The sequence below is a fragment of the Natrialba taiwanensis DSM 12281 genome, from assembly GCF_000337595.1.
GTDB lineage: Archaea > Halobacteriota > Halobacteria > Halobacteriales > Natrialbaceae > Natrialba > Natrialba taiwanensis.
The window spans coordinates 1-12,156 of the sequence record NZ_AOIL01000001.1 but is presented as its reverse complement, the minus strand read 5'-3'; the positions used below and the strand labels follow the sequence as shown (position 1 = coordinate 12,156).

Genomic DNA, 12,156 nt, shown 5'->3' with positions numbered 1-12,156 from the left:
CGACCTGCACCGCCTCAGACGGTCTGCTGTGACGATTCCTTAGATACGGCAAACAGCAGCGTTTACGACTCGATCTTCTCGACAATTTCGCGGGCCTGTTCTTTGGCTTTCTCCTCGCCAACGGATTTCTTGATCAAGACACTCGTGACTTCCCAGTCGTCCTCTCCTTCGACGTTCCCGGTTCGCACCTCACTTCCCTCGGAAACGGACTCTGCTGGATTATCCGCCCAGTCAGGTGTTCGAATCTCGTCGTATCGATCGGGGTCGCGAAAGCGGACGTGAATGTATTCGTCTTCCGTGTCCACCATCTCGATATCTGGTATGGATGCCATAGGCGTTCTATCCGAGATGAGTGCCTAAATGAACGGCCTGAATGCGCCACAGCGGCTACAGTAATAGAGTCGTAGCGTCGGAGAGGAGTGATCCGTACCGACCCAACTACCCAACAACGTACTCGAGTCCACCGTAGAAACGCCGACAGAAACAAGAGTCGCTGTGGTGTCGGGAGAAATACCTGAAGTGTTCGAAAGTAATGGATTGGATATGACTGGCGCTCCCGAACGGTGTCGATTACGTGCTCCCCAGTCGATCGAACGGAGAGACGGATAATGGTCGAAACCGTTAGCATCGATGTTCTCGGGCTCTTACTCGTGCTTACAGTCGCCTGGATATTTGGTGGGATAGCCGAACGAATCGGCTACCCGACGATGATGGGCGAGTTGTTCGCCGGAATCGTCTTCGGCCCGCCGCTTCTCGGGCTGTTACAACCATCGAACCTTCTGGATGTCCTCTCCGAACTCGGCGTGTTTCTCCTGATGGTGTACGTCGGGATGGAGGTCGATCTTCGGGAGTTGTTCAGGCTGGGGCCACAATCACTGTTGATCGCGTTCGGGGCGTTCGTGATTCCGTTCGGATTCGGATACGGCGCAGGTATCTGGCTGGGAGTATCGACCGGAGCAGCACTATTCCTGGGCCTTGCGATGGCTGCAACCTCGCTCGCAACGAAGTCCCGAATTCTCGCCGATCTCGAGCTACTCGATACCCGTATCGCGAACGTCCTCCTCGGGGGCGCACTCGCCTCCGATGTCGGCGTCCTCATCGCCTTTGCCGCCGTCGATAGCTACGTCACGGCAGGCACACTCAACCTGCTGGAAATCAGTGTGATCGTGGCGAAAGCGCTGGGCTTTTTCGTGGTTACGATCGTCCTCGGCTATCGGTTCCTCCCGCTCGCCTGGGCGTACATCGAGAACCGCCGCGAACGGTACGGATTCGTCGATAAAACGACCGCCTTCATGTTCGCACTGCTCGTTTCTCTCCTGTTCGCTCAATTAGCGACTCTCGCGGATCTCCACATGATTATCGGCGGGTTCGTCGCCGGCATGTTCCTCCGTCAATCGGACGTCGAGCCGTCTCTGTACGAGCACATACATACGGTCATCTACGATCTCGCGATGGGGTTTTTCGCCCCGGTGTTTTTCGTGATCGTCGGCTTCGACATCACCTTCGACGTCTTCTTCGACTCGTTCGGGATTCTCGTCGTCCTCGTCGCCATCGCATTCCTCGGCAAAATAATCGGTTCGTGGCTCTTTGCACTGCCAACACTGCTCACCTCGCGAGAAGGGCTCGTCGTCGGGTTCGGAATGAACGGCCGCGGAACCGTCGAGATCATCATCGCGTCGGTCGCACTTTCGGCCGGCGTAATCGATTCGCAGTTGTTCTCGATCCTGGTCTTCATCGCAATCTTCACGACCGCGTTGGTCCCGATTACCGTCACCTGGGGAGTACGACTGCTCGAGAGCGCTGACGAACTCGTCTATGTTGACGCCGAAGAACCGAGTTAGCCGCTATCCTCTCACCTCACCCGAGACGCGTTCGACGAGCACAGGCCCTGAGCGGACGCTGGCGATCCGACCACGCTCGTCACTCCGGACGGAGAAGACGCGCCCGAAGACACTGATCGAACATGGCACGACCCGCTCTCAACACGTCGTCGTCATCGCTGGTGACGCGCTGTGTCATTGTGCCGACGAACACGATCTGAAAGAGTGCTGCTGTTTCCTGCGGATCGACCTCCTGAAAGACACCCTGTTCGATACCCGACTGAATCGTGTGTGCGACGTGTTTTCGGACGAATCGATCGCTTCGAGTGAAATACTCGCGATAGGCTTCGTCGTGAGCGGCCTGTGTGCGAAGTTCGAGAAGCGCCTGCGTGAAGTGAGGATTATTTTCGGTACTCCCGAACGCAAACGTTCGATCGATAATGTCTGCAATATGTTCGTCAGCACTCCGGTCTCGGTACGCCGGCATCTGTCCCTCGAGTTCAGCCAGCATGAACTCGAGAAAGTCGAGGAGAAGGTCGTCTTTGCTATCGTAGTGGTGGTACAACAGCGATTTACTCTTCGGGAACTCGTTTCCGATCCGTTGGATTGTGAGATCGCTGTAGCCGTGCTTACAGAGGGCATCGTACGTGGCCTTCATGATGGCCCCGCGAGTGTCATCAGGCTCGTCGAGGAACGAGGGTAGTTGCGTCATCGGTGGCGGATAGCAGTGACGCGGTTACCCGACCCGTCGCCGGTGTCATCCTGTCGGAACACGGCACAATCATCTTCTGAACGAATAGACGATAGAGACCCGCCCCGATAGAGCCGTTCGTTCGGAACACCGGAGTTGTACTGATTCCGGTTTACTCCTGTAATAGCACCCATTCTAGATAGTGTCTCGTAGCCCTCCATATAAATATTGATTGAATGGTCAATCATGAATGAGGACGATACAGTAACTGTTCGACACGGTAACCGGTAGTATGCTAAGACGAAGTGAGAAGATTGATGGGAGTTGATTGAATATTCAGTCAGTATATGAGCGAGAAACAGCGAGTAGCGATCGAAACGAGCAACCCGACGGGGGGCGTCGTGGATGCTGCGGATTCGGTGCAGAGAGCGGCGTCGAACCCGTTACGAACCGGTCTCAGGCACCGCCGGTACGCGGTCACACCTCGCCAGCGTGATGGAGAATGATGCTGGTGCAGAACCGGCAACGGGCGAGCGGTGTCTCGTGCCCTCAGTGTCACGACCACCCGACAGATAGCCCGAGGAAGGGAGAGAGCGAAAGAGCGCACGGAGGCCGATTCGGCAGATGAGCTGGCTCGATCGCTTCGCGGCGATGGTCACGAGCCACAGTCGGGCCGTGATCGCCCTCATGCTCGTGCTCACGGTGGTCACGGGTGCCGGTGCTGGAATGATCGAACAGTCGTCCTCGCTCGATCAGTTCCAGAGTGACACTGCAGAATCGGAGAAGCTGAACTACATCGAGGAGAACTTCTCGACTGGTGCGAACAATACGACGACAGCGCAAGTGATCGTCAAAGGGGACAACACGCTCACTCAAGAGTCGCTGCTCGAGACGCTCCGACTGCAACAGTCGTTCCGGGAGAACGAGACGATCAACCGGACCCTCGCCGACGAGCAACCCACGGTTGGCGTGGCGAATCTCGTCGCGATTTCGTCTCTCACCAGCGACCAACAGCGCGAACTCGAGGCGACGGCCGCGGAGTTCGAGCAGTTGAACGGAACCGTTCAGGAGGAACGCGCTGCGCTGGAACAACGACGGGGCGAGCTGAACGCGACGCAACGGGATCTCCGGGCGGCCCTCGAGACGCTTCGTACAGACCAGTCGGCATCGCCGCGAGCGCAGTTCGAAACCGTCCGTGCAAACTCGTCGGTTGAACTCGACGAGACGCAGTACGCAACGTTCAATGAGTCGGCACAGCTCCTTCGGACCGCCGACAACGAGTCCCAGATCGAAACGGCGTACCAACGCGGCACCCAGGGCGTCCTCGCTGACGAGTACACGGCGCTCGAACAGCGCAGCACGGATCTCGAATCACAGAGCGAGCGGCTGACTGAACTCGGCAGCCAACTAGAGGCACAACAAGCAGCCCTGGAGAACGCCACCTCGCCCACGCTGCAAGAACAGATCGACGCGATCGATGCGATGAACGCCACGGCGTACGAGCAGACGCTCGAAACCGTACTGAGCGAGAATTCATCCGAGCAGATGAACGGGTTGGCGTTCATGCCGACGAGCTACGACGCAGGTTCGACGAGTGCGAACGCGACGATGCTGTTGGTTACTCACCAGACCGACGGCGGGGATGGCGGTCAAGGCGGGATGGCATCCGATGAACTCGTCGACGCACAACTCGCGATGCAATCCCTGGCGAACGACGGCGCCGACGGTGACACATCGGACGTTATCGTCTTCGGCGGCGGAATCATGGGCGAAGAGATCAACAATTCGATGGGCGATAGCCTCGCGATCGTCGGGCCGCTCGCCTTGCTGTTCGTCGTCGTCGCGCTGATCGTCGCCTACCGCGATCTCTTGGATATCCTCCTCGGGCTAGTCGGCATCGCCGCCGTCCTCATCTGGACGTTCGGCTTCATGGGCTGGGCCGGTATCGACTTCAACCAGATGTTCATCGCCGTTCCGGTCCTGCTCATCGGGCTCTCGATAGACTACGCGATCCACATCTTCATGCGCCACCGCGAACAGCGTCAGAGCGGTGGTGCGTACGGCGACGATGACGCCCGCGGCTCGATGCGAGTGGCACTGGCCGGCGTCGGCATTGCACTCGTGTTGGTGACCGCGACAACAGCGATCGGCTTCCTCTCGAATCTCACGAGTCCGGTCCCGCCGATTCAAGACTTTGGGATCGTGAGCGCGGTCGGTATCACGGCCGCCCTGCTCGTCTTCGGCGTCTTGATTCCGGCACTCAAAGTTGAACTCGACGGATTTCTCGAAAACCGTGGATTCGATCGGAAAAAGCGCGCGTTCGGGACGGGTGGCGGCCGGTTTAGCCAGGTCTTATCCACCGGTTCGACGGCGGCACGACGGATACCGATCGTCATCATCCTGATCGCAGTCCTCGTGAGTGCAGGCGGTGCATACGGCGCGACGCAGGTCGATACCAGCTTCAATCAGGAGGACTTCATCGCGGAGGACCCACCGGAGTGGACGAACAACCTTCCCGGACCGCTCGAGCCTGGCGAGTACTCGATGAAGGAGAATCTCGAGTTCGTCAACGAAAACTTCGTTCGGGAGGACTCACAAGCGCAGATCCTCGTCGAGGGGAACGTAACCGATCCGGAGACGTTACAGCAGCTCTCGGACGCCGAGAACGAGACTGCAGACAGCGAGGTCGCCGCCACCCTCTCGAGTGGTGAGGCCAACATCCAGAGCCCGCTCGGGACGATGCAGCAGGTCGCCGCCGAGAACGAGTCGTTCAACGCGACGTTTGCCGCAGCCGATAGTGACGATGACGGGATTCCCGACCGGAACATCGAACAGGTGTACGACGAACTGTTCGAGGTCGCTCCCGACGAAGCGGCCGGCGTCATCCACCAGACCGATGACGGCGACTACGAGGCCGTTCGGATGGTCATCTCGACGAGCGGGACCGCGGCCATGAGCGACGTCACGACCGAGATGCGATCCATCGCAGACGGCATCGACGGGAACGCAAACGGGATCGAGGCGACGGCAACCGGCCAGACGATCCTGTTCGACATCGTTCAGGGGCAGTTGATGGACACGGTCATCGAGAGCCTACTGATCACGCTCGTCGCCGTCTTCGCGTTCCTGATGATCGCCTACCGGATCACGGAAGGAAGCGCGACGCTCGGCGCAGTAACGCTGCTTCCGGTCGTTTTCAGCGTCTCGTGGATTCTCGGAACGATGTACCTGCTGGGCATCCCGTTCAACGTCATGACGGGGATGATCACGAGTCTCACCGTCGGGCTCGGCGTCGCCTACAGTATCCACATGAGCGAGCGGTACAGCCTCGAACTGAAACGAACCGGCTCCGTCTGGGAAGCGATGTCCCGGACGGTCACCGGAACAGGTGGCGCACTGCTTGGCAGCGCGGCGACGACCGTCGGCGGCTTCGGCGTCCTCGCGTTCGCCATCCTGCCACCGCTGCAGCAGTTCGGGATTATCACCGGACTGACGATCATCTACGCGTTCCTCGCGAGCGTGCTCGTGCTCCCGAGCCTGCTCGTCGTCTGGACGAAGTACCTCGGTCCGGACGTCTCCTTCGACGCTCCGAGCCGGTCAGGCGGTCCCGCAGCCAGCGACGGCGGGCAAGCGATCCAGGACCGTCCCGAAGAGTAACTGAACTCGGGCCTCATTGGTCTTTAGCTAAGCCCCAACAGTCGGTTGGATGGTGGTAGCGAGCTTTTCCCGGAGGATCGGTCGTTGCTTATGGATCTTCTGAGCGTAATCGATGGGTATTCGATCTCCGAAGAGAAGCTACGTTAGCCAGTATATTTCATTTCGGAGAGGAGAGAACACAGGTCATGCACAGATGCTGTCAGTCGTAACTACAGGACAAGTTGGAAGATGAGACTATAGACCGTTTAGCAGGCTTGTTGTGGGTGAATTCGGACAAATCAGTCTATCAACGATCTTTCAGACTCCCCCTCAGCCGCTAATTCCTGTTAACCAAAGAGTAGGTTCGGCGATTTTCCGAGACCTCCTCCAGTGTCACCACTCAGAAACAGCTCTTTCGTGCGGGTAGAGTGACTTTTCACCCGATTCCCGTCTCATTCTTCAACAGCGTGAGCGTGTTCTCAGCCGTCACAAGCGGTGTGTGCTCGTATTCANTACCTGCACGAGCAAATCAACTGCTCGCCAGATCGAATACAACAGACACGCGAACGCGAAGTAGAAGAACCGCAGCCCGAAGTTCTTCGACGTCGTCGCTGCCATGAACCGCTTAATGCTCTTGTAGCCGCTCTCGATCCCCCACCGCGAATCATAAAAGTGAACCGCTCCTGGGCGGCGGTTCGTTATGAAAACACTGTACTGTGTGTAATCGTTACTCTCAGCGTTTTCTCGTTCTGTAGATTAGGGTTGTCTCATGCCATTCGTTCTGCCCTAAGTGCAGTTTTCGATCCGTAACGTAGCGATCTTGATCCCACTGAAGTAGACGCTTTGCTTGAGCTCGTTCACTCGTGTGCATCCGCTTTGGAACAACATATCCGAGGCCGCGTTGATCGATTCCTTCGAGGATATGCTGACTGTCGAACGCTCGATCCATCAACACACGATCGACGTGAACAAGGTCCTGCGCCGAGTCTAACTCATCTTCGTCGTCTTCGGGGTCGTCGCCAGTCTTCTCGAAGACATCCGTGTTCCGCGCCGGCAGGTACACACGCTTCCGGTCGGGACCGGTGATGGTCTGCTGAGTCTCGACGTGAACGCGCTTCCCGGCCTGCCGGAGCCGCGTACACGTAGCGCGCTCGCTGGCGTTCTTCTGACCGGGCATGAGGTAGTGAATGCCGTGTTTCTCACAGGACTCGCGGACTTCGTCGACGTCGAACTCGCGGTCCATCATCACGAGGTCCAGGTCCGGCACGATATCGAGCGCGCCGCCGAGCAGTTCGTCGACAATCTCGTCACGCGGCATCCCCCGGCGGACGGGGATCGCGTCGAGGACGAGCGAGACGTCAAGGCCGACGATCTGGATGGTCGCCCACTGGAAGTAGTAATCTCCCAGGACGTTAAGAACCATTAGGAACCAAGCGATTATCTCTGACGTTGCTGTCTTCCAGGATCTCGAAGTTTGGATTCTGATACGTGCCTTTCTTCCACTCCAAATTGGATTGAACCCACTGTTCAGTAGATATGCGAACTGAACACTATTGTCCTTAGCGCGGATGAACCCTATCTACGTGCGATGACGAAAGCAATTCAGACGATGCCGTACGAAGACTGTACCAGATGGTGTTTTAGTCTGAGACTGCAATGACCAGTATCAATGGACAGACGGACACTGCTTACGTCGTTCGGTTCTGGCATCGCAGTCGGATTGAGCGGTTGCACGAGTATGTTCGGCGGTGACGGTAGATCAGGCGAAAATACGCATCTGGACGCAAAAGAGTGGGAGAGAGTCGATGATCCGTCAAATCTTCCGTTTCCGACGCATGGCGATGCGCTCCCGTCTGTGACGGTGCCAGCACCGTTGCGGGACGGTCAACAGGTTTCAGTTCCTGATGACTTCGAGACAGACCTCCTGCTGACGTTCGCCTTCACGACCTGCAACACGATGTGCCCACGTCTGACCAGTATCGTGGCGCAGGCACAAGATTTCGCACGGGAAGAAGGATTCGGCGATCAGGTGTCGTTTGTCGAGACGACGTTCGATCCCGCCAGAGACGACGCTGGCGCCTTCAGACAGTGGGCCGATAAGCACCGCATCGAAATGGATACCGGCAACTGGTATTTCTTGCGACCTGAGGGTGAGGATCGTGCCAAAGAAGTCGTTCAGGAACAGTACGGCGTGTCTTTTAGCAAGACGAATCCAGAGAACATGGATACATATATGTTCACGCATACGGGCTTGATCTTGCTCGCTAACAAGAAAGGAGTCGTCGAACGGGCCTATAAACTCCAAGCACAACAGAATCCTGAGTCGCCACGAGTGTCCAGACGGGATATTAACGACGATTTATCGACACTACGCGACCGCGAATCCTGATCTATATCTGAGCTGCCGCTCGATGACGGTATTGAGCAGATCGATCCGAGATTTATCTGAGCTGATCAGTGTGAGTTCGATCGACCACTTCTTCATTACTCCAGTCGAGTCGGTCGATTAGATGGAGACGACGGGCTTCAATACGATCGACTGGCAGACTGACTTCCGCCCAGACGCTGTCGATGATCCATCGAGAGAAGCCCAGAAGAAGCGTCGGTTAGCGGCGTGGAAACCGATGACAAGCGTAACCATTGACCTGCCTGACGAATGGGAGTGCCGATACGGTTCTGACGAGGAATCTCCCACAGGAACCTACCAAACAAGCACCCTGATGTAGAGATGCGAGTCTCAAAATTTGACCCTGCTGATCTGGGTGAAGATATCGATGCTGAGTACATCTACACTCATGTTCTACAATGGGGTGATAGGTTCGGTGGTGGTGTTGAAGCCCTGCTCGATCCTCCTGGTGAGGTTACCACAGCAACTGAAGCAGCCAACTGGGCGATCGCGTTGATAAACCAAATTCCAAAGCAGTTTGAGCCAGGAGATGTTGATTACGTTTCTCGGGCGATCGAAGCTACAAAAGGTGAAGAAGTGTCGTCCGATGGGGCCTCATCCACCGTTCGTCACGATGATGCTCCTACTTGCCCAGTATGTGATGCCCCATTCTTCCAGTTCAGGGGATTCGACACGTACGAGCAAGCACAAAACCACTTTGAATTCATGAATGATGAAGAACACGAGGGGTGGGACATATCACTAACTGAAGCAGAGTAGAACGGTGCGGGATGTGATTTTCATGACTGTAGTCCTTTGGCGGCCGTAGTTTCTCTACTCTGTCCGGCGGCCCAGTCGTCACTGGGTTACTATGATAGGTGAGTGTATTAGAAGTCGTCAAGCGTCGTTGACTGGACCGGCTGTCCGCGGTCTTCGTCGTCAGTCCCGGTGTCACTCCCAGTATCGGTCTCATCGGAGAGGTCGTGGTATCGAATTAGACTGTCACCGTCAGGGCGTTGCCGTGCGGACTCGGCAAACGGCACTTCAATCCGATCGTTCTCTTCGGGGTCCCATTCCCTCATGCTTTCCAGTAGGTTCCGACTGATGATATCCCCGATCCCGGACGTTCCTTTGACCGTATCACGGAACAAGAGCTCCTCTTCGGTATCCGCCAACAGTTTCGACAGGCGTTCCACCGCAAAGTGCTCGCTGTCAGGATCCCACGACGCGTCCGATCCACCGGAACGGTTCAGTTGGTCCTTCAGGTTGTTGTACAGCGCCCGGCCGAAGTACTCCACGTTGTCGATGAGGTACATATCCGGTCCGGGAACGCCTTCGGCGACTTGTGCGGCGAACAGTTCCAGCCATTCCGGTTCCACCGGCATCTCGTACGGCTCGTACAGTAGCTGGACGCTTTCAAGCGCCGTGCTGATGTTGGACGCGGTGTTGGCGAGGCTCGACAGGTCATCAGTACCCAGGGCGTCCTCGATATCGGTGATGGAGATGCCTGCACACCAGAACCAGCAAATGAGGACCGCGGTCGTCCCTTCACTCCCATCCAAGTTGTGTAGATCCATTTTCTCATTGAGTCCACCCTCATCGTCCATCACCATGACCTCGTCACAATGGTAGTATTCTTCCGCCAGTCGTTGCACCAGCGTTTCTGGCATGAGGTCCTGCCCTTGTTCGTTCAACCACTCTGTGAGTTGCAGAACGCCTTCGACGCTGTTGTCGAACCAATTGCTGTGTTCGTACTCAACGAGTGCGCTTCCGAGGTCGGTCGCCGTGTACCGCGTGTCATCGGTTTGCGGCTGCCCGATCGGCTTGTGCAGTAGCCCGTGGTTCGTGAGCCACTAAGCATCGTTTTGATCTCGTCCCTGATGTCCTCACCGGGCTGTTCACCGACATCATCGCGGATGTAATCCGGGACCTGTTCGACGCTTTCCGACCAGAATAGCGTTGACCGGATGAACTGGATGACTTCTGTGTCAGTCTCCCAGCCGTAGTTGACGAGCTCTAGAACCAGCCAGCGAAGCGCGATCTGCCTAGACAGGTGCGACGTAACATCTTCAATGTCTTTCTCTTCGACGCGCGTGTCGAACTGGAACTTCTCGAATGCTTCCTCGTCATTGTACATCAGGAAGGCGTACGCTTGGTCGTACTCGTCAGCGTCGCGGCCAGCTCGTCCGATCCATTGAACGTATTCGTAGACCCCGATGAATCCGCCTTCCCAGTTCCGTTTCAGGTCGGCCACGATGACTGACTGGACGGGTGAGTCGAACCCGTAACTCAGGGTGGTCGTGCAGAATACACACTTGATGACGCCCTTCTCGGTGTATTCCTCGATGAGGTCTTTCACGCCCCGCTCCAACCGAGAGTGATGGTACGCGACGCCGTTATTCAGAAGTTCAATGAGGGTTTCATGGGTGTCCGTGAGTTCGGTCTTGATGGCCTCGTTGACTTTGGCGCGGAAGTCGATGTCGTTGCCTATGTCGAAGGTGAGTTCGTCAGCTACTCCGCGTGCGCGGGCCTCTGCGTTACGGGTCGTGTCGTTGAACACTAAGAACGGACCTTTCTCGCGGTGGTCCTGGATGAGCTGCGCGATTTGCCGTGCGTACTTCTCGTCCGTCTTTTCGATCGGTCGTTCCTCGATGGGTACTGCGCGATCTTCGCTGCTGATGGTGAGGTCGGCATCTAACCAGCGAGCGATCGTGTGCGGGTTCCCAACGGTGGCTGAGATGCCGAGAATTTCCATGTCGCCGTTGATGGCGGCACTAATCCCTTTCTCGATATTGGGCCCGCGTTGGGAACTGTAGATTTCGTGGAAGTCGTCGAGGATGACCGTGTCGAATCGATCGGCATACCCACGAACCACGGCTTCGAAGAACGATTCAAACGTCGCTACGACGACGTCGGCTTCGGTGTACCCGTGGCCTTTGTTCACGGTGACGCTCTCCGGCGTCCATGCGGACACAGTAGCGTGTTTTTCGCCAACGAGGGCTACCGACGGGACGAGGTACGCGACGTTATCGCCGTCTTGTAAGGCTTTCTTGGTGACTGCTTCAGCAACGAACGTCTTCCCGTTCCCCGTCTCTGCAACCAGTAAGTGATTGCCATCGTTGAGAACACCGTCTTCGAAGGCTTCGTACTGAGTGACGGTGAGGTCAGTGAACTCGGGTGATTTCTGGTCGAGGAGTTCTTGGATGAGGTCTTGATCAGGTTGCGCGATATTATCCGGAACCGGCGGCATTACTATTCAACGAATACAAGTATTAGTTTATTAAATAGTTGCATTTCTACCTCCGGAGGGAGGTGGTTCCCAAGTGAGGGTTTATCCGAACGCTCTTGTGGCGTAGATTGTTGGTGAGTCAGAGTGCAGTTTCGAGAATGGTTTCCAGCGCTTCTTTCCCCGGTTTTCGGTAGACACGACGACGTAGCTGAAACGCACGAAGATACGGTGTGAGTTTGTCCTTGGAGATGCCTCGGTGGCTCTCACAGGTGTTGACGTGAACGTCACCATCGACGTATTCGCCGTCCCCGTGGACGACGTATTCGCGGTCGAATGCGTCGTCCTCTTCCAGTGGTTCGTACGCTCGAAAGCCGTCAGTGTAGACAGTGAGCGA

8 protein-coding genes and 2 pseudogenes are annotated in these 12,156 nt (G+C 56.6%); 4 read left to right on the top strand and 6 right to left on the bottom strand.

Translation table 11 applies throughout. The features are described from left to right. Positions 1-62: 62 nt before the first annotated feature. A complete protein-coding gene (locus C484_RS00060; RefSeq protein ID WP_049914920.1) occupies positions 63-332 on the bottom strand; it encodes a hypothetical protein in 270 nt (89 codons plus the stop codon). Between the two features lie 276 nt (positions 333-608). Here C484_RS00060 and C484_RS00055 point away from each other — a divergent pair, with 276 nt between their 5' ends. Further along, positions 609-1,841: a cation:proton antiporter gene (locus C484_RS00055; protein WP_006823930.1), complete on the top strand. Its 1,233-nt coding sequence runs from the start codon at positions 609-611 to the stop codon at positions 1,839-1,841. A 79-nt stretch (positions 1,842-1,920) separates the two neighbouring features. On the opposite strand, the gene C484_RS00050 is transcribed toward C484_RS00055, so the two are convergent. Then, positions 1,921-2,532: a TetR/AcrR family transcriptional regulator gene (locus C484_RS00050; protein WP_006823929.1), complete on the bottom strand. Its 612-nt coding sequence runs from the start codon at positions 2,530-2,532 to the stop codon at positions 1,921-1,923. 603 nt (positions 2,533-3,135) lie between these two features. On the opposite strand from C484_RS00050, the gene C484_RS00045 reads away from it, so the two are divergent. Further along, the gene (locus C484_RS00045) at positions 3,136-6,168 is read left to right on the top strand and encodes an MMPL family transporter (protein ID WP_006823928.1); all 3,033 of its coding nucleotides are present in this window, start codon (positions 3,136-3,138) and stop codon (positions 6,166-6,168) included. A gap of 1,029 nt (positions 6,169-7,197) precedes the next feature. Here C484_RS00045 and C484_RS24800 read toward each other — a convergent pair. Further along, positions 7,198-7,543: pseudogene (locus tag C484_RS24800) on the bottom strand (transposase); the annotation flags it as partial. A 342-nt stretch (positions 7,544-7,885) separates the two neighbouring features. Here C484_RS24800 and C484_RS00030 point away from each other — a divergent pair. Both C484_RS00030 and C484_RS00020 read left to right on the top strand, forming a co-directional pair. Then, positions 7,886-8,536, top strand: a complete 651-nt coding sequence (locus C484_RS00030) for an SCO family protein (protein ID WP_006823927.1) — start codon at positions 7,886-7,888, stop codon at positions 8,534-8,536. A 339-nt stretch (positions 8,537-8,875) separates the two neighbouring features. Further along, entirely contained in the window at positions 8,876-9,313 is a 438-nt protein-coding gene (locus C484_RS00020) for a hypothetical protein (protein WP_006823925.1), read from the top strand. Between the two features lie 107 nt (positions 9,314-9,420). On the opposite strand, the gene C484_RS00015 is transcribed toward C484_RS00020, so the two are convergent. The 3 genes and pseudogenes from C484_RS00015 to C484_RS00005 all read right to left on the bottom strand — a co-directional run. After that, positions 9,421-10,203, bottom strand: coding sequence for a hypothetical protein (locus C484_RS00015; protein WP_006823924.1), 783 nt, complete (start codon positions 10,201-10,203; stop codon positions 9,421-9,423). A gap of 20 nt (positions 10,204-10,223) precedes the next feature. Further along, complete coding sequence (locus C484_RS00010; RefSeq protein WP_006823923.1) at positions 10,224-11,783, bottom strand: DEAD/DEAH box helicase; 1,560 nt, start codon at positions 11,781-11,783, stop codon at positions 10,224-10,226. Positions 11,784-11,901: 118 nt separating this feature from the next. Beyond that, positions 11,902-12,156 (bottom strand): annotated as a pseudogene (locus tag C484_RS00005) (IS1595 family transposase); the annotation flags it as partial.

Bases quoted from the DNA above. Each gene is read 5' to 3' on its own strand.
- C484_RS00060 (WP_049914920.1), bottom strand. From the start codon at position 332: ATGGCATCCATACCAGATATCGAGATGGTGGACACGGAAGACGAATAC.
- C484_RS00055 (WP_006823930.1), top strand. From the start codon at position 609: ATGGTCGAAACCGTTAGCATCGATGTTCTCGGGCTCTTACTCGTGCTT.
- C484_RS00010 (WP_006823923.1), bottom strand. From the start codon at position 11,783: ATGCCGCCGGTTCCGGATAATATCGCGCAACCTGATCAAGACCTCATC.
- C484_RS00050 (WP_006823929.1), bottom strand. From the start codon at position 2,532: ATGACGCAACTACCCTCGTTCCTCGACGAGCCTGATGACACTCGCGGG.
- C484_RS00030 (WP_006823927.1), top strand. From the start codon at position 7,886: ATGTTCGGCGGTGACGGTAGATCAGGCGAAAATACGCATCTGGACGCA.
- C484_RS00045 (WP_006823928.1), top strand. From the start codon at position 3,136: ATGAGCTGGCTCGATCGCTTCGCGGCGATGGTCACGAGCCACAGTCGG.
- C484_RS00020 (WP_006823925.1), top strand. From the start codon at position 8,876: ATGCGAGTCTCAAAATTTGACCCTGCTGATCTGGGTGAAGATATCGAT.
- C484_RS00015 (WP_006823924.1), bottom strand. From the start codon at position 10,203: ATGCCAGAAACGCTGGTGCAACGACTGGCGGAAGAATACTACCATTGT.